This window comes from Paenarthrobacter sp. OM7, from assembly GCF_029873575.1.
Lineage (GTDB): Bacteria > Actinomycetota > Actinomycetes > Actinomycetales > Micrococcaceae > Arthrobacter.
Genome location: NZ_CP123579.1, coordinates 1,108,887 through 1,125,975, shown reverse-complemented (window position 1 = coordinate 1,125,975; position 17,089 = coordinate 1,108,887). Strand labels below are relative to the sequence as shown.

At 64.3% G+C, this 17,089-nt stretch carries 16 protein-coding genes; 10 read left to right on the top strand and 6 right to left on the bottom strand.

Annotation, left to right across the window (positions count from 1 at the left end; translation table 11 throughout):
• Positions 1-129 precede the first annotated feature (129 nt).
• Complete coding sequence (gene serC, locus QEH68_RS05265) at positions 130-1,260, top strand: phosphoserine transaminase (protein WP_280627088.1); 1,131 nt, start codon at positions 130-132, stop codon at positions 1,258-1,260.
• Between the two features lie 83 nt (positions 1,261-1,343).
• On the opposite strand, the gene QEH68_RS05260 is transcribed toward serC, so the two are convergent.
• From QEH68_RS05260 to QEH68_RS05250, 3 genes are read right to left on the bottom strand one after another with little or no spacing between them, the layout of a single operon-like run.
• Positions 1,344-2,657, bottom strand: coding sequence for an MFS transporter (locus QEH68_RS05260; RefSeq protein ID WP_280627086.1), 1,314 nt, complete (start codon positions 2,655-2,657; stop codon positions 1,344-1,346).
• 43 nt (positions 2,658-2,700) lie between these two features.
• Complete coding sequence (locus QEH68_RS05255) at positions 2,701-3,312, bottom strand: DUF3027 domain-containing protein (protein ID WP_280627084.1); 612 nt, start codon at positions 3,310-3,312, stop codon at positions 2,701-2,703.
• Between the two features lie 8 nt (positions 3,313-3,320).
• Positions 3,321-3,704, bottom strand: a complete 384-nt coding sequence (locus QEH68_RS05250) for a cold shock domain-containing protein (RefSeq protein WP_089593906.1) — start codon at positions 3,702-3,704, stop codon at positions 3,321-3,323.
• A gap of 249 nt (positions 3,705-3,953) precedes the next feature.
• Here QEH68_RS05250 and QEH68_RS05245 point away from each other — a divergent pair, with 249 nt between their 5' ends.
• From QEH68_RS05245 to QEH68_RS05225, 5 genes are all read left to right on the top strand, one after another.
• Entirely contained in the window at positions 3,954-4,169 is a 216-nt protein-coding gene (locus tag QEH68_RS05245; RefSeq protein ID WP_207596574.1) for a hypothetical protein, read from the top strand.
• A 53-nt stretch (positions 4,170-4,222) separates the two neighbouring features.
• Positions 4,223-6,688, top strand: a complete 2,466-nt coding sequence (locus QEH68_RS05240; RefSeq protein WP_280627082.1) for a helicase-associated domain-containing protein — start codon at positions 4,223-4,225, stop codon at positions 6,686-6,688.
• A 38-nt stretch (positions 6,689-6,726) separates the two neighbouring features.
• Positions 6,727-8,385: a DNA repair helicase XPB gene (locus QEH68_RS05235; protein WP_280627080.1), complete on the top strand. Its 1,659-nt coding sequence runs from the start codon at positions 6,727-6,729 to the stop codon at positions 8,383-8,385.
• Positions 8,386-8,586: 201 nt separating this feature from the next.
• A complete protein-coding gene (locus tag QEH68_RS05230) occupies positions 8,587-9,060 on the top strand; it encodes a hypothetical protein (RefSeq protein WP_207596571.1) in 474 nt (157 codons plus the stop codon).
• A 12-nt stretch (positions 9,061-9,072) separates the two neighbouring features.
• Positions 9,073-11,238, top strand: a complete 2,166-nt coding sequence (locus QEH68_RS05225) for a multicopper oxidase family protein (RefSeq protein ID WP_280627078.1) — start codon at positions 9,073-9,075, stop codon at positions 11,236-11,238.
• A 16-nt stretch (positions 11,239-11,254) separates the two neighbouring features.
• On the opposite strand, the gene QEH68_RS05220 is transcribed toward QEH68_RS05225, so the two are convergent.
• Both QEH68_RS05220 and QEH68_RS05215 read right to left on the bottom strand, forming a co-directional pair.
• Positions 11,255-11,479, bottom strand: coding sequence for a hypothetical protein (locus QEH68_RS05220; RefSeq protein ID WP_280627076.1), 225 nt, complete (start codon positions 11,477-11,479; stop codon positions 11,255-11,257).
• Positions 11,480-11,548: 69 nt separating this feature from the next.
• On the bottom strand, positions 11,549-12,472 hold the full coding sequence (locus QEH68_RS05215) for a LysR family transcriptional regulator ArgP (RefSeq protein ID WP_207596568.1): 924 nt from the start codon (positions 12,470-12,472) through the stop codon (positions 11,549-11,551).
• Between the two features lie 68 nt (positions 12,473-12,540).
• Here QEH68_RS05215 and QEH68_RS05210 point away from each other — a divergent pair, with 68 nt between their 5' ends.
• From QEH68_RS05210 to QEH68_RS05195, 4 genes are all read left to right on the top strand, one after another.
• A complete protein-coding gene (locus QEH68_RS05210; RefSeq protein ID WP_280627074.1) occupies positions 12,541-13,176 on the top strand; it encodes a LysE/ArgO family amino acid transporter in 636 nt (211 codons plus the stop codon).
• Between the two features lie 68 nt (positions 13,177-13,244).
• A complete protein-coding gene (locus QEH68_RS05205) occupies positions 13,245-13,955 on the top strand; it encodes a response regulator transcription factor (protein ID WP_026543233.1) in 711 nt (236 codons plus the stop codon).
• 2 nt (positions 13,956-13,957) lie between these two features.
• Positions 13,958-15,421, top strand: a complete 1,464-nt coding sequence (locus QEH68_RS05200; protein ID WP_280627072.1) for a HAMP domain-containing sensor histidine kinase — start codon at positions 13,958-13,960, stop codon at positions 15,419-15,421.
• Positions 15,422-15,603: 182 nt separating this feature from the next.
• Positions 15,604-15,894, top strand: a complete 291-nt coding sequence (locus tag QEH68_RS05195; protein ID WP_207596565.1) for a WXG100 family type VII secretion target — start codon at positions 15,604-15,606, stop codon at positions 15,892-15,894.
• A gap of 105 nt (positions 15,895-15,999) precedes the next feature.
• Here QEH68_RS05195 and QEH68_RS05190 read toward each other — a convergent pair whose 3' ends face one another.
• The gene (locus tag QEH68_RS05190) at positions 16,000-17,082 is read right to left on the bottom strand and encodes a ribonuclease HI family protein (protein ID WP_280627070.1); all 1,083 of its coding nucleotides are present in this window, start codon (positions 17,080-17,082) and stop codon (positions 16,000-16,002) included.
• Positions 17,083-17,089: the final 7 nt, after the last annotated feature.

Below are 17,089 nucleotides of genomic sequence, written 5' to 3'. Positions count from 1 at the left end.
CCACGTGGCGGACTATGACGGCCACAGGTTCCTGCCTCCGCGCCGGGTCAGGCAGAATTGGGGTGTCGAAGGGGCAGCTGATGCCACCTGCCACGACCCATCTCTAGCCGATACCCATTGGAGCCACACGTGAGCGACAACAGCATCACCATTCCCGCCGATCTGCTGCCCAAGGACGGACGCTTCGGCGCAGGACCGTCCAAGGTCCGTCCGGAACAGATCGAGGCCCTGTCTGCCGCGTCGTCCACCATCCTTGGCACGTCCCACCGCCAAGCTCCGGTCAAGAACCTTGTGGGTTCGGTCCGGGAGGGCCTCAGCCAGTTCTTCCGTGCACCCGAAGGATACGAAGTTGTCCTCGGCGTCGGCGGTTCCACGGCATTCTGGGATGTCGCCGCATTCGGCCTGGTAGAGAAGAAAGCACAGCACCTCTCCTTCGGTGAATTCGGTTCGAAATTCGCTGCTGCCACCAACAAGGCGCCGTTCCTTGATGCTTCCTCCATCATCAAGTCCGAACCCGGCACCCGCCCGGTGGCACAGGCCGAAGCCGGCGTTGACGTCTACGCCTGGCCCCAGAATGAAACGTCAACCGGCGTGGCTGCCCCCGTCAAGCGCGTCGAGGGGGCTGACGAAGGCGCCCTCGTCCTGGTGGACGCCACGTCTGCTGCCGGCGGGCTGGATGTCGACGTCTCAGAGTCTGACGTCTACTACTTCGCACCGCAGAAGAACTTCGCCTCCGATGGTGGTCTCTGGCTGGGCCTCTTCTCCCCCGCCGCACTGGAGCGTGCGGCACGGATCAAGGCGAGCGACCGCTGGATCCCGGACTTCCTGGACCTGCAGACGGCTATCGACAACTCCAAGCTGAACCAGACGTACAACACGCCTTCCCTGTCCACGTTGGTCACCCTGGACGCCCAGGTGCAGTGGCTCAACAGCAACGGTGGCCTGGATTTCGCCAGCAAGCGCACGGCGGACTCCGCCAACCGCATCTACTCCTGGGCCGAGGCCTCGGAGTACGCGACGCCGTTCGTCACCAACGCCGAAGACCGCTCCAACGTCATCGCTACCATCGACTTCGACGACTCCATTGATGCCGCAGCCATCGCCAAGGTCCTGCGCGCCAACGGTGTGGTGGACACCGAGCCGTACCGCAAGCTTGGCCGCAACCAGCTGCGCATCGCGACGTTTGTCGCCATTGAACCGGACGACGTTTCCGCCCTGCTTGCCAGCATCGACTACGTGGTTGGCGAACTGAAGAAGTAGCACCACAGGCTGTCAGTCGGCGTCGTTCGGAATGTTCCGGACGGCGCCGCTGCCGTTTAACACCACGGCCCTCGAGGGCCTGACTAACGAACCGGCCCCGGGCCGCCGTCGTCGTCCTCGTCGGTGACCGGGCGGGCCAGCAACGACTCCACCCGGAAATGGCGCAGGCCACGGGCACGGCGGTCGAAACGCAGCCGCAGCTGCTTTGCCCGGATGATCCAGGCCAAGCCCACGACGGCGGCGCTGACGCCGGCCAACGCTGCAACGCCCACGGCCCACCGCGGCCCGCCAACATTGGCCACCCACCCCACCAGCGGCGCCCCGATGGGAGTGCCACCCATGAAGATGGCCATGTACAAGGACATGACCCGCCCGCGCATGACAGCTTCGGTGGTGGACTGCACGTAGCCGTTGGCGCTGGTGATCAGTGTCAGGGCGAACAGGCCACAGGGAACCAGGGCCAGTCCGAAGAGCATGGCGTTGGGGGCCAGTGCCGCCAACGCGCTGGCGACGCCGAATCCCCCGGCGGCAATGAAGATCAGCCGCAGGCGGGGCCGACCGCGTCGGGCAGCCAGCAGGGCACCCGTCACGGATCCGATGGCCATGACCGAATTCAGCAGTCCAAAAGCGCCGGCGTCCATCCCGAACTGGGTGCCCACCATCGCGGCAATGAAGAGGGGAAAGTTGAGCCCAAAGGTGCCCACAATGAAGACGGCTGCCAGGACCACCTGGATGTCGGGTCTGTTGCGGACGTAGCGCAGGCCCTCGCGGATCCGCCCTTTGCCCGCCGCAGCCCGGGGCTGGACCCGGAGCGAGGACGCCGGAATGAGCTTCAGCGCCCAGAGCATGGCAACAAAGGACACAGTGTTGATAAGGAACACCCAGCCGGGCCCCACCACCACCGTCAGCACGCCGGAGACGGCCGGTCCGATCATCCGGGCCACATTGAAGGAGGCACTGTTGAGGGCAACGGCGTTGGGCAGGTATTCGTCGGTAACCAGCTCGGAGACGAAAGTCTGGCGGACGGGAGCGTCCAGGGCCGTCACGATGCCCAGCAGCAACGCGAAGACATAGACGTGCCAAAGTTCAGCCACCCCCAGCAACACCAGGATGCCCAGGCCCGTACTCAGGAGCGCCATGGCTACCAAGGTGATAAGGAGCAGTTTCCGCCGGCTGTAGCGGTCGGCCAACAGCCCGGCCCAGGGGGCAAGGAACAGCTGCGGACCCAGTTGGAGGGCCAAGGTAATACCCATGGCTCCGGCGTCGTGCGCGGTCAGGTGGTCAAAGACCAACCAGTCCTGCGCGGTACGTTGCATCCACGTGCCGATGTTGGAGATCAGGGCACCGAAAAACCAGATGCGGTAGTTGAGGATTCCGAGTGACCTAAAGGTGGACATCAGCGTCCGCCCCTACTTTGGTCACCCCGGGTTTCCGCAATGCTTATTCAGCCCCGGCTTCGTCGTGGTCATCGTCAGGATCGTCGGACTCGTCCGCGTCGTCGGCATCCTCAGCGGGCTCAGTCGCCTCGTCTTCGTCCGCCTGCACGGACTCTTCCGTGACGTCCTCCACGGTTTCCTCCACCAACGGCGTCTCGTCCTCGGGACGGACACGCTTGGCCCACGGAACCCACTCGGGCGCCAGGATGGAGTCCTCGGAGGGCAGCAGGCCAAGCTCGCTCACCGTGACGATCTTGGACCGCGAGTTGCGGGTCACCACGGCGTACCACTGCCACCCGCCGTAACCGGCAAGCCTGGATTCAAACAGGTGGGTCACCACACGGTCACCCTCCGACTTGGCACCGAGGTGTGCCCCGACTTCGCCAGGGTTGGCAATGCCCTCCACTGCCTCACGGGCAACCTCGACGGCGGCAGCGAGGAAGGCATCCGGCTTGCCGGTGCGCCACACGGGCAAACCGGCGCGCGGCTTGTCCGCAACCGGCTTCCGCGCGGGGGCTTCCCCGATGCCAGGAGCCCGGGCAGCGTCAGGGCCGGCTGCAGGGTTTGCCTGGGCGCCCCTTCCGGCCTTTGTTTCCTGTGCGGATTCCGATGTCATGGCCGGTCCTAGGCTTCCAGCTCGTCGGCAACCTTGCGCAGCGCCAGGCTGATGGCCTTGGCCTTGTTGCCGTCCGGGTATTTGCCGGAGGACAACGAACCGGAAAGGTTGTCCAGAACCGTCACAAGGTCCTGCACCATAGGGGCGAGGTCCTTGGCGTTCATCCGCTTGGCCTTGGCAAGGGAAGGCGTCTTTTCCAGGACGCGCAACCCCAGTGCCTGTGCTCCGCGGCGGCCATCGGCCACGCCGAACTCCACTCGGGTTCCAGCCTTGAGCTCCGTTACGCCCGCAGGCAGGGACGTCTTGGGCAGGAAAACTTCCTGGCCGTCCTCAGCCGCGAGGAATCCGAAGCCTTTTTCCTTGTCATACCACTTGACCTTGCCGGTAGGCACGTAATCAACCTTCTTCGTTTCTTGCTGTGGGAGACACGTCGGGCCAGACACCGCATCCGCAGGGTTCTGCGGGATCGAGGGTGACAGCCCGGTCCGTGTTGGTCTGTTCCTTCAAGGTTATCCTGCCCGGCCCGCTATTCCCGCCTTGCCGCGGTCACGCCGCGATCACAGAGGGCAGGAGCTGCACCCAAAGGGCGGCAATGACGCAGCAATACCTCCCGTGCCGGCGCTGCTGCTAGCGTTGGGGACATGACTTCCCCGGGTTACCGCCGCCCCCTCATGATCATCGCCGCCGTGATCGCTGTGGCCTCCTTGGCCGCCGTCGGTGCCGTCATGGCAATCGCTTACAACAGCGGAACGGCCCCGGTATGGATTACGTCGACTGCCCTTTACGGCTTGCCCGCTGCATTCATGCTGGCAGTGGTCCTGGTATTGGACGCTGTCCGCCAGCGCCGTCGGCAATAACCATCTGAGCTGCCGGCAGGCACCAGCGGCCCAGGGGCGGTAACGTTGGATTGATGTCCCTCATTCGCGCGCTCAGCAAGGAACTGGAAGCGCGCAGCGACGATTCGCTGCGGGCCTTGTTTGCTGCGCGACCGGACTTGATCTCCCCCATGGCGCCGGACTTCGCGGCCCTGGCAGCAAGGGCAAGCGCCCGTGTCAGTGTGCAACGGGCCCTGGAACGGCTGAACAAGCCCGAAATGCAGGTCCTGGAGACACTGCATCTGTGTACCAACGCCGATACAGGCCACAGCATTTCAGCAGCCGGCCTGAAGAAAGTCATTGCCGGCTCCACTCTTTCGGCGCTGGACCCGATCCTTGCCAAGCTGCAGGAGCTGGCCCTCATCCACCGTGCCGATCCACCCGCCGGATCACCGGCCACCTCCTCCCGGCAGCGTTTCTACCTTCCTGTGGGCAGCCTGAAGGATGTCATCGGCATCTACCCGGCAGGCCTTGGCAGGAGTTACACGGAACTGGTTCGGCTGCAGCCGGCCTTTGCCCAGCGGGTAGTGCAGTTGGTAGCCGAACTCCATCAAAGCGGCGCCGGCATCCACCCCGCCAGCACTCCCATGGATGCCGCGCTCGCCCTGCAGCGCTGGACGTCAACACCGGAGAACCTGCGCGCCATCCTGGCCACCGCGCCGGACCGGACCGTCGGCCTGCTGGATAAATTCGGCAGTTGGGCCATGGGCGCAGTACCCCAGGCACAGCGGCGGGCGTCGGTCACCCACGAAAGCCACGACGTCGGGCCCATCGACTGGCTGTTGGCGCGTGGCTTGCTGGTCCCCTTGGACGCCGGCCACGTGGAACTGCCCCACAGTGTGGGCCTTGCGCTTCGCGGCGGCGCCATTGTGGATGACTTCACACTCTCGCCACCGGTTCCCGAGTTGGGCCACACCAGTGCTGCCCTGCGCCGCAACGCTGCCATGGGGGCCATCGCGGAGATCCTGCGGCTGACCGGCGAGCTGCTGTTCGCTGTGCGGGAACAACCCCTGGCCACCCTCCGGAGCGGTGGTGTGGGTGTGCGCGAACTGCGGCGCCTTGCCGAGTCCATCCGCATGGGCGTCCATGAAACCGCCGTCCTCTTGGAGTTGTGCGCCATGGCCGGGCTGCTCCGCCTGGACGTGGACAGCTCCACGTGGGTGCAGCCGCCGTCGCTGGAGTGGCTCAACCTCCCCAGGCAGGAACAGTGGCTTTGGCTGGTCAATGCCTGGCTGGCCAGCGAGCGTGCACCTTCTCTGGTGGGCCAGCCCCTTACCGGTCCCGCGTCGTCGGCCTCCCATCAGGGCGCCGCCGGGACCACCATCAATGCCTTGTCCGCGGAAGCGCAGCGGCCTGATGCCCCGGTGGTCCGACGACGCGTCCTCGAGATCCTGCACGAACTCACGGCCGAAGCCGCCGCTCCGGATGGGAAAGCGCCCGTCCTGGACGCCAGGGCCGTCCTGCAGCGGGCTGAATGGTCGCAGCCGCGGATGTCCCGGCGGTTCAGTTCACTGGTCCGCGGCATTCTTGAGGAAGCCACGCTCCTGGGCCTGATGGGCTCCGGGGCGTTGACGCAGTTGGGTGCGGCCATTGCCGAGGGCCAACCCGAACAGGCCATGACCATCCTCGGCGAGCATTTGCCCGCCGCAGTGAACCACATCCTCCTGCAGGCCGACCTCACCGCCGTGGCCCCCGGCTACCTGGCTCCGGAACTGAGTGAGACACTGCTGTTGATGGCAGACGCCGAGGGCCAGGGTCCAGCGTCCATCTACCGTTTCTCTGCTGCCACCATCCGCAGGGCGCTCGACGCCGGACAAGATGCGGAATCGCTGTTGGCATTCCTTCGGGAGCACTCGGCCACGGACGTGCCGCAGCCCTTGGCGTACCTTGTCCAGGACACGGCGTCCCGGCATGGCCGCTTGCGGATCGGCACCAGTGCCAGCTTCATCCAAAGCGATGACGAAACTGCCATCACCGATTTGCTGCGCGAGGCCCGTACATCGGCATTGAGCCTGGTGCGCATCGCACCGACTGTCCTGACATCCTCAGCCAGCCCCCGGGAAGCCGCACGAGTGCTGCGCGAGCTGGGACTTTCCCCGGCCGTGCAAGAGGCCGAGCCCGCCGTCGTGCGTTTCAAACGGACAACAGCGGTGCCGGGCAGTGCCCGCCCTGTCTACACCGCGCCGCGGACGGCTCCCCCGGACGACGACGTTGATGCACAGTTGTCGGTTCTTCGGCAGCACCGCGGAGTGCGGTCCGAAGCGGCGGGCGAAGCGTCCACGCAGCTTGGCCTGGAGACCCTGCAAACGGCCATCCGGCTCAAACAGGCCGTCACCATGAATGTGGTGGACAGCCTGGGGAATGCCAACACTGAAACCGTTGTTCCTGTATCCGTCTCCGGTGGACGTGTCAGGGTGTTCGACCCCGCGAAGGACACCGAACGGGTATTGTCCATCCACCGGATCATCGATGTGGAACCCGCAGGCGAACTGCGTTCATGAAAACCGCGCCGTGATGCTGCGCAAGTGAGGATTCAACAGTGACCGACGGTCCGCTGATCGTACAAAGTGACAAGACCATCCTGCTGGAAGTGGACCACGAGCTCGCTACCGAGGCCCGGCACGCGATCGCGGCCTTTGCAGAGTTGGAACGCGCCCCCGAGCACATGCACAGCTACCGGCTGACACCATTGGGCCTCTGGAACGCGCGGGCCGCGGGGCTGGACGCCGAGCAGGTGCTGGACACCTTGCTGAAGTACTCCCGCTTCCCCGTGCCACACGCCCTGCTGATCGACATCGCAGAGACCATGTCCCGCTACGGGCGGCTGCGCCTGGAGAAAGATGCCCAGCACGGGCTGGTGATGCGCACCGACGACTACCCCGTGCTTGAGGAAGTCATCCGTGCCAAGAAGATCGCTCCCCTGCTGGGGCCCAGAATCGATGGCGAAACCGTGGTGGTGCACTCCTCGCAGCGGGGCCAATTGAAGCAGCTGCTGCTCAAACTCGGCTGGCCGGCCGAGGACCTGGCCGGGTACGTGGATGGGCAGCCCCACCTGATCATGCTGGACGAGAGTGGCTGGCAGCTGCGCCCGTACCAAAAGCTGGCTACGGAGAACTTCTGGGCCGGCGGCAGCGGCGTCGTCGTACTCCCCTGCGGTGCCGGTAAGACGCTGGTGGGTGCGGCCGCAATGGCGACGTCCTCCACCACCACGCTGATCCTGGTCACCAACACCGTCTCTGCCCGCCAGTGGAAGGATGAGCTGCTCAAGCGGACCTCCCTGACCGAAGACGAGATCGGCGAATATTCCGGAGCCGTCAAGGAAGTCCGCCCTGTCACCATCGCCACCTACCAGGTCCTCACCACCAAGCGCGGCGGGCTGTATCCGCACCTGGAGCTCGTGGACGGGCACGACTGGGGACTCATCATTTACGACGAAGTCCACCTTCTGCCCGCCCCGATCTTCCGCATGACCGCCGACCTCCAGGCCCGGCGCCGCCTTGGCCTCACGGCCACCTTGGTTCGGGAAGACGGCCGTGAGGGTGAGGTCTTCAGCCTCATTGGGCCCAAGCGGTATGACGCACCGTGGAAGGACATCGAAGCGCAGGGCTACATCGCACCTGCAGACTGCGTGGAAGTCCGCGTGGATCTGCCCCGCGACGAACGGGTGGCCTACGCCATGGCCGATGACGCGGACAAGTACAGGCTCTGCGCAACCTCGGAAACCAAGACCAAGTTGGTGGAAGACCTCGTAGCGGTCCACAAAGGCGAACAGCTGCTGGTGATCGGCCAGTACATCGACCAGTTGGATGAGATCGCCGAGCGCTTGGACGCTCCCCTGATCAAGGGCGAAACCACCGTCAAAGCACGGCAGAAACTTTTTGACGCCTTCCGCAAGGGTGAGATCCACACGTTGGTGGTGTCCAAGGTGGCCAACTTCTCCATCGACCTTCCGGAAGCGTCAGTGGCCATCCAGGTGTCGGGCTCGTTCGGCTCACGCCAGGAAGAGGCACAGCGGCTGGGCCGGCTCCTGCGTCCCAAGCAGGACGGCCGCGCTGCCCGCTTCTATTCGTTGGTGGCCCGTGACACCCTGGACCAGGATTTCGCTGCCAAACGGCAGCGTTTCCTGGCCGAACAGGGCTACGCCTACCGGATCATGGATGCCAATGATGTGGGCAAGGATGTGGGGCAGGAACAGTAAAAGCGCTGGCGTGAAGCGGCAAACCCTTGCTATTCATCTCCAGCAACTTTACGATTCCAAGTGAAGCTCTCCGCCCTTAATGGTTGCCCCCGGTCCAGGCATCCAGGCGGCCAGCCGTCGGCGGTGGGGGAAGCCCGCAGCCAGGGAGCCGGCGGTTCGAAGGCCTAGAAGAATCTGAGAAATTCCACCAGAGGATTCCCCATGCGCAAAGCCCTCTTGGTCCTCTCCGCGATCGTCCTGCTGTCAGCACTCGCACAGCTGTTCTTCGCCGGATACTTCCATTTCCAGAACACCATCGAAGCCCAGCGTGAAGCGGGCGTCTACCACGCGGTGAACGGTCAGTACGTACTCCGCTATTCAGCACTGCTGGCCGCCATCGTCGCTGCCATTGCCCGGATGGGATCCCGGACGATCTGGTTGGCTGCAGGCATTTTCCTGCTGACGTGGCTCCAGTTGTTCATTTTCATCATCGGCGGCATGCTGACCGGTTCTTCGCCGGAATTCATCACCCCGGCGGGCTCGTGGGTGGTCTCAATCCACCCCATCGTCGGCGTGATGATGATCTTCATGTCGTATTGGCTGTTCAACCGCGCCCGGGCGGCAGCCCTCAACCCACAACCGCTGCCTCCCAAAGCTGCATCCCCGGATGCTTCAACGTCGCCCACCACAGCCTGACCAGCGGCAGCTGTGACCACCTCACAGCTGCTGGCGGTTGACCTGGTGTTGTCCGTCCTCTCGGCCGGCGCCTGGATCACCGCTGTTTGGTTGACTGTTTGGTTGACTGCTTCCTCAACCAGGTCCACCACCAACCGCGATATGGCCACGTCACGGGCAGCCGGCTTGGGCGTGCTGGTGGTGGTTGCCGCCGTCGCACTGACAGTGGCGCGTTATGCCTTACTTCCTGCTTTGGTGGCCGGGAGTTGGTGGTTTGCCAGCGAACGCACAACCATCAACCTGCCTCTGACCGCCATCCCCGCGGCTTGGGCCGCGCTGGCCGGTGTTCCGTACTTGCTGAGGAGGCGGAACACCGGCTCCTCACTTGATGGGACAAAACCGGCACGCCCGGGCCGGGGAAAAACGGCCTGGTCCCGGGAGTGGACGGTCCTGGCCATGGTGGCAGCAGCGGCATCGGCTGTGGCTTCCCTCGCCCTGACGTTCATCCTCGGCCCCTTCCCGGCACCGTGGAGCCTCGCGGTGCTGCTGTCGCTGATGGCTTTGACGGTGCTGCTGGCCAAGCTCGCGCTGTTCACACCCCACCGCCCCAGCCCCCGCCGCCTCAACCGGTTAAAAAGCGGAGTTGAGGGCGGCGTTGCGCCAGGACCTGAGGATCTAATCAGCGGCCCTCCCCCAAGGGGCAGGCGTCCGACGGCGGCTGCCGCGGTAGCCGGGCTCATGGCGTGCACCGCTTTGGGCTCCGGAGTCTTTGCTTGGCTGGGGAGCCGGTCAGCGGACGGTGCGGTGATCGCGGCCGCCGTTGGGCATCATGAGGGTGGCAACGCCACCCTTGCGGATCCGACGCCCGTGACCAGCCTATTGGGCGAGTCCCCTGCCAATCCCGTGGTGCGGCGCTATGAACTCACGGCCCGGGTGGAGCAGGTGACGCTGCCGTCCGGCCAGCGCACGGAAGCCTGGACGTTCGGCAGCCTTCCGGGCCCCGCATTGGAAGCCACGTTGGGCGAGGTGATGGAGGTGGAGCTCAAAAATCGTGATGTGGCTGCCGGTGTCACCCTGCACTGGCACGGGTACGACGTCCCCAATGCCATGGACGGAGTAGCCGGTGCAACCCAGGATGCGGTGATGCCCGGGCAGTCCATGACCTATCGCTTTACGGCCGCCCAAGCCGGCACCTACTGGTATCACACCCACCAGGACTCAGCCGAGGGGGTCCGCAAGGGCCTCTACGGCGCCTTCGTCGTGCACGATCCCACAGTGTCCCGCGCAGAAATGGACATCGTGGTGGCCGGTCACGACCTCAGCGGTCTGGGGTTGCTGGGCTCCTCAGACCGCAAGAGCATGTACTCGGCCGCGCCGGGATCGAGCGTCAGGATGCGGCTCATCAACACCGATTCCCTGCCGCAGCGCTACCTCGTGGAGGGGACGTCCTTCAGGGCGGTGGCGGTGGACGGGACCGAGGTGAACCAACCTGGCGAGGTGTCCGGCAAGCTGGTGCGCCTGGGGGCGGGTGGCAGGGTGGACATCGCCTTCACCATGACGGACCGGCCCGTGGCTCTTCGCTCCGACTCCGCGTCCAGCGCTGTTGTTGTGATAGCTCCATCGGGTGTCCCGGGGTCGGGCGCGGCTGAGATGAGCGTTCCTGGGAAAGCCCCGACGGGTGTCTTCAACACCACCCCTGTGCTCGACCTGCTGGAATATGGCAAACCATTGGTTGGCAAGAAGGCTGGTTCAGATGGCGTGGCCATCACCCGGGAAGAGGTGGTTGTGCTGGATCGGCAGTTCCGCTTTGTCAACGGCATCCCGCGCTACGCCTTTACGGTCAACGGGGCGGCGTACCCGCTGGTTCCGTCCATCGATGTGGCTCTGGGTGACACCGTGAAAGTGACGGTGGTGAACCGCACCGCGGACCCCCACCCGATGCATCCCCACGGCCACCATGTCCAAGTGCTCAGCAGGAACGGTGTAGTACCGACGGGGTCGCCACTTGTCCTGGACACCGTCGATGTACTGCCAGGCGAAGTGTGGGAGCTGCTGCTGCACGCCGATAACCCCGGGATCTGGATGGACCACTGCCACAACCTGGATCATGCAGCTGAAGGAATGATGATGCTGCTGAAGTACCAAGGCGTGTCATCGCCGTTTGTCCATGGCGGCCATTCGGGGAACCGGCCTGAATAATGCAGGCGTGCCGCGCCTAAGCAACCATCCGGCGGGTGTGCTGGACGGTGACGCGGTCCACGACTGCCCAGCAATTCTCGTCACGAAGCTGGGCACTGGAGAAGCGCTCGGCGGCTGTGAGGTCGTGGAAGTCCTCACGCCTGACCCTGCCCGTCTCGCTGTCGAGGTAGGTCACGTGGAACTCGATGTCCGCCGTGTCCTGATGCTGGTGGATGCTGACTGGAGCTGCTGTGTTTGCCATGTTTTAAGTGTGGAACGGGGCACTGACATTTTTGGAAGCATCCTTGGGCGTGTTCGGATTTCGCCTCGTTCAGGCGGCGCTGAGGTACCGCGCGGATACTTCACGCACCGTATCGCTGAGAACGTCCAATACCCTGGAAGCCGTCTTCCAGCGCTGCCAATAGAGTGGGACATCAAAAGGTCTCTCCGGGGCAAGTTCAATGAGGCGGCCGTCGGCAATATCGGGGCCGCATTGGACCTCCGGGATCAGACCCCAACCCAGGCCAAGCCGGATCGCGTCACCGAAATCGTGGGAGGCCGGAACATAGTGGCGGGGCCCGCGCCCTTCCGTAACTGGTTTTCCGGCTGCCCCCGGCCACGACTGCACAAAGGCCCACTGGTAGGTGTCCTTACGGTCGAAATCCACCGTAGGGGCTGCATTGAGGGCTTCTCCGTCCAGTCCTCGGGGGAAATCAGGGAACCACCGGTCCACGTAGTCCGGCGCTGCGACGGCGCGGTAGCGCATGATACCCAGGCTTTCCACACGGCACCCCTGCACGGGCTCGGGGGTCGCCGTCACCGCAGCCATGACTGTACCCGAGCGCAGCAGGGACGTTGAATGCTGTTCATCATCCCGGTGGAGGTCGAACGTGACGTTGAGATCGTCGGGGACGCCGGCCAGCGCCTGCAGGAACCACACCGCCAGCGAGTCCGCGTTGACCACAATGGGCACGGCGAGCTGCGCCCCGTCCGCACCCAGCCCGAGTTCCCTTCCTGCATCCGCTTCGAGCTGCGCCACCTGTCGGGCCAAGCGGAGAACCACCTCGCCCGCTTCGGTGGCTTTGGCCGGGTTGCTCCGCTGCAGCAGGACACGACCCGCAGATTGCTCCAAGGCCTTCAATCTCTGGGACACCGCTGAGGGCGTGATGTGCAGGAGTCGCGCTGCTGCATCGAGCGTCCCTTCGGAAAGGACGGTGGCAAAGGTCAGCAACTGTTCGGAAGGAAACTGGGGCATAAGGGAATCTTACGTGGCATCAGAATCATTAGCTGGTCTAAACATGGGCCGAACCGTAGTTTCGAAGAGTGACCTTTATCGACTTCTTCCACTCCGCAGGCCTCGGCCTGGCCACAGGCCTTGCCCTTATTGTCGCCATCGGCGCGCAGAATGCGTTCGTGCTGCGACAAGGTATCCGCGGCGAGCACATCGTCCCCATCGTGGCCGTCTGCGCATTGTCCGACGCCATACTGATCGCTGCCGGCGTCCTTGGCACCGGTGCCCTTATTACGGCAGCCCCTGCCGCCGTCGTCGTCCTCCGCTATGTGGGTGCCGCATTCCTGGTGACGTATGGCCTGATGGCCGCCAAGCGCGCATTGCGTCCGCAATCGCTGACTCCAAGCGAGGGATCAGCCCACGACGGCGGCGCGAAACGCGGCCTCGCGGCAGCCGTCACCACCGTCCTGGCGCTGACCTGGCTCAACCCGCACGTCTACCTGGACATCGCCCTGTTGGGTTCAATAGCCAGCGCGCAGGGCACGCCCCAGCAATGGTGGTTTGGGGCCGGTGCCATGCTGGGCAGCATCCTCTGGTTCTGCTCCCTGGGTTTCGGTGCCCGCTTTCTCCGCGGCTTCTTTGCAAAGCCCCTGTCGTGGCGGTTCCTGGACGGCGGCATCGCCGTGACCATGGTGGCGTTGGGGGCGGGCTTGGCACTGGGGGCGTAACCAGCCACGCAGTCCGCTCACATGCAGCGTCCAGATAACTCCCAGTTTCTGGGAGCATCATGGATGTCATGAAAAAGAACGGCCCCGAAGCCAAGCTCCTTGTCGTCGATGACGAACCCAACATCCGCGAGCTGCTCTCCACGTCCCTGCGTTTTGCAGGTTTCGAGGTCGTTGCCGCGTCCAATGGCCGAGAAGCCCTCGCCGCGGCCGACCTCCACGCACCGGACCTCGCCGTCCTGGACGTCATGCTCCCTGACATGGATGGCTTCACGGTAACGCGTCGCCTCCGCGCCGCAGGCAAGCACTTCCCCGTCCTGTTCCTCACCGCGAAGGACGACACCGAGGACAAAGTCACAGGCCTGACCGTCGGCGGCGATGACTATGTCACCAAACCCTTCAGCCTCGACGAAGTAGTGGCGCGAATCCGGGCAGTCCTCCGCCGCACCCAACCGCTGGAAGATGACGACGCCGTAATCCGCGTCGACGATCTTGAACTCGACGACGACGCCCACGAGGTCCGCCGCGGCGGCACCGTGATCGAGTTGTCCCCCACCGAGTTCAAGCTCCTGCGCTACCTCATGCTGAACCCCAACCGTGTGCTTTCCAAGGCCCAGATCCTGGACCACGTCTGGGAATACGACTTCAACGGTGACGCGTCGATCGTTGAGTCCTATATTTCCTACCTGCGCCGCAAAGTGGACATCGATCCCGATGCCGCCGCCCTGATCCAGACCAAGCGCGGCGTGGGCTACGTGCTGCGAACGGCAGAGAAGCGCTGACCTTGCTGCAACGCTGGAAATCGGCGTCCCTGCGGTCGCAGCTCGTCGCCATCATCATGGGCCTGCTCCTGTTGGCCCTGGCGGCAACAGGCGCGGGAACGCTGACGCTCGTCAAGAGCTACCTGCAAGGCCAGGTGGACGACAAACTCAAGGCTGCGGTAGCGCTGGCGCAGGACCAACAATCCTTTGACAAGTTGACCCAGCCCAACCCCACCGCGCCCAACGACTCCGCCGTGCCCACGGACTACTCGCTGACGCTGTATGTCCCCGGGCTTGATCCGTACCCGTTCGGCGGCAGCCAGACTGACCGTCCCGCAATCTCCAACATCACCTCGACCGAGGCCAAACAGCGTGGCAATACCCCCTTCCAGGTCAGAGGCACAGCAGGCACCAACTGGCGTGTAGTAGCTGTAGGTGTGGTGGCCAATGGACAAAACGGCGTGGTCATCATCGGGCTGCCGCTCACCCCGGTGGACAAAGTGATGGAGCACGCTGTCCTGGTAGTGGTAGGCGTAGGTCTGTTGACGCTGGTACTGGCCTTCTTCATCGCCACCTGGACTGTGGCCCGGTCCTTCCGCCCCTTGGCCAAGGTGGAAAAGACGGCTGCTGCCATCGCTGCGGGAGATCTCTCCCGGCGTGTGGACATCGACAATCCCCACACCGAAGTCGGCAGGCTCGGCGGTTCGCTGAACGCCATGCTCGCGCACATTGAGGCCTCCTTTGCGGCCCGTGCGGCTTCCGAGGGGCGGATGCGTCGCTTCGCGGCGGATGCTTCCCATGAACTGCGCACGCCCTTGGTGACCATCCGTGGCTTCTCGGAGCTCTACCGCCACGGCGCCCTGACGTCGCAGGAAGACATCGCGATGGCCATGGGCAGAATCGAAAGCGAAGCCAAGCGCATGGGCTCCATGGTGGAAGACCTGTTGATGCTGGCCCGCTTGGACGAGCAGCGGCCGCTTCAACTCAAGCCCGTGGACCTGCAACTCCTCGCCCACGACGCCATGGTGGACACCAAGGCCTCCTCCGGGGACCGGAGCATCACGCTCACAGGACTCGACGGCGCCTCCCCCACTGCTGCTCCTGTCCAAGGCGACGAAGCCAAACTGCGCCAAGTCATTGGGAACCTGGTGGGCAACGCGTTGAGGTACACACCAGACGGAAGCCCCATCGAACTTGCCGTCGGCGTTCGAACTACGCCTGAGGGCTCGTTCTCGGTGATAGAGATCCGCGATCACGGGCCGGGTATTCCTGATGCGGAAACCAACAAGATCTTCGAACGGTTCTACCGCGCGGATACGTCGCGCACCCGGGAGACCGGTGGCAGCGGACTGGGTCTGGCGATTGTTGCCGCCATCGTGGGCTCCCACGGCGGTACCGTGCGGGTCACGGAGACCGACGGCGGCGGGGCCACTATGGTGGTCAGCCTTCCGTTCCATGAGGAGCCGGCCGAGCTGGTATCCAGCTAGTGCCGTCCCGGGTTCACAGTCGTCTGATGTGCGCTGTTTGTCCACATAACTGTGTCATCCGGCAGTTGTCCACATAGCGGCAAAGCTGCGTTCCGGGGCTGCAGGCGGGTGCCTAGGCTCAATGGTGTGGCCCACGCATCCCACCGCATCCTGCGGAACATCTTCGTCGAAAGGCACCACCCATGAGCGTCATTTCCGTCGATACCGAGCTGCTTCAGCTCAAGTCGGCCACTGTCAAAGGAACCGTGGATCGCATCAGCTCTGATGTGCTGGCCATGAAACGGGGACTGGACGAACTCGAGGCAACGTGGCGCGGATCTGCCGCCACCAACTTCCAGTCATTGGTCCTTGAATGGTCCATCACCCAGGGCAAAGTTGAAGCCTCGCTGGCATCCATCAACCTGGCACTGTCCTCGGCCGCAGCGAGTTACTCCGAGGTGGAGCAGGGAAACACCCAGCGCTTCGCCTACTAACGATCCCACCCATGAGCTCCTGCGGGGCCGGCTGTCTTCCCCCTGTGCATGCCGGCCCTGCAGGTCATGAGTTTGCGGGTCAGAGTCCTTGGCTCTCCGGAGTCCCTAGCTCTCTAAGGTCCCCTGGTGGAACCGGAGCCGCCATTGGCCACGGTCCAACATCCAAACGGAGCTCCGCAGCGCTGAACCCGTGTGGGCGAGGCTGCGATAGTTCAGCAGGATAGTGTTCTCGCTGAGACGGTCCGCACTGAGCAGCTCCAGGTCAGTGGGTTCGCCGGGTTCCTCTTCCAAAGCCATCATCATGGCGTCCCGGGTCCAGAACCGTCCCGAACTGCCAATCTCGGCGAAGTCGGGGTGGAGCAGCACGCCGATCCTGCCAATGTCAGCACGAACGTCGGGCCGCAGGAGTTCCCGTTCCAAGGCCAGCACCGTCTCCTCGGCGGAGAGCTCCTGGGTGGAAGCATCCTCGAGTTCGCTGAAGAGATCAGGCTGGCCAAAGATCCCGGCCTCGCCAAAGAGTGTTGGCTCAAAATGGGGGCGGGTGCTGCGTTCGGCCTTCGATGGAGCGGAACCAACTGTTGCTCCGGGAACGTTCGCCGACCCCGAAGAGGCAGCCGCTGCCCGTGCAACCACGGGCTCTGCAGCCCGGCTGCGTGTTTGTTCCAGAGGGGCCGACTGCAGCTGCGCCTGGTCCCGTTCTTTCGCGTCTCCCAGCCCCGGGGCGCCAGGGAACCCAGGGCCGCTGCGGTGCGCGACACCCTGCTGGTAGGCCGTGGCTGCGGCGCGTGCACGCTCATCGGCAGCCTCGTTGAGGTCATGTCCGGCGTGCCCTTTGACCCATTCGAATTTGTACTTTCGGCCAACTATCGCCTGGTCGATGTCCTTGAGGAGGTCCACGTTCAGCACAGGCTTGCCGTCGGCTTTACGCCAGCCTTTGCGCTTCCATCCCGGCATCCACTTGCTGATGCAGTTGATGACGTACTGGCTGTCGCAGAGGATCAGCAAGTCCTCCTCCGGCACATGTGCCGTGGAACGGAACAGATCCAGGACGGCCATGAGTTCACCCTGGTTGTTGGTGCCGTGCGGCCAACCTCCTGCGCGCCAACAGGAGTCATCAACGTACCAGGCCCAACCGGCCGGCCCAGGATTGCCGAGGGCGGACCCATCGGCGGCAGCAATAATCGTCATGACCTTA

Excerpts from the sequence above, each read along its gene's own strand:
- QEH68_RS05260 (WP_280627086.1), bottom strand. The coding sequence starts at position 2,657 with ATGTCCACCTTTAGGTCACTCGGAATCCTCAACTACCGCATCTGGTTT.
- QEH68_RS05255 (WP_280627084.1), bottom strand. The coding sequence starts at position 3,312 with ATGACATCGGAATCCGCACAGGAAACAAAGGCCGGAAGGGGCGCCCAG.
- QEH68_RS05245 (WP_207596574.1), top strand. The coding sequence starts at position 3,954 with ATGACTTCCCCGGGTTACCGCCGCCCCCTCATGATCATCGCCGCCGTG.
- QEH68_RS05240 (WP_280627082.1), top strand. The coding sequence starts at position 4,223 with ATGTCCCTCATTCGCGCGCTCAGCAAGGAACTGGAAGCGCGCAGCGAC.
- QEH68_RS05230 (WP_207596571.1), top strand. The coding sequence starts at position 8,587 with ATGCGCAAAGCCCTCTTGGTCCTCTCCGCGATCGTCCTGCTGTCAGCA.
- QEH68_RS05220 (WP_280627076.1), bottom strand. The coding sequence starts at position 11,479 with ATGGCAAACACAGCAGCTCCAGTCAGCATCCACCAGCATCAGGACACG.
- QEH68_RS05215 (WP_207596568.1), bottom strand. The coding sequence starts at position 12,472 with ATGCCCCAGTTTCCTTCCGAACAGTTGCTGACCTTTGCCACCGTCCTT.
- QEH68_RS05205 (WP_026543233.1), top strand. The coding sequence starts at position 13,245 with ATGAAAAAGAACGGCCCCGAAGCCAAGCTCCTTGTCGTCGATGACGAA.
- QEH68_RS05195 (WP_207596565.1), top strand. The coding sequence starts at position 15,604 with ATGAGCGTCATTTCCGTCGATACCGAGCTGCTTCAGCTCAAGTCGGCC.
- QEH68_RS05190 (WP_280627070.1), bottom strand. The coding sequence starts at position 17,082 with ATGACGATTATTGCTGCCGCCGATGGGTCCGCCCTCGGCAATCCTGGG.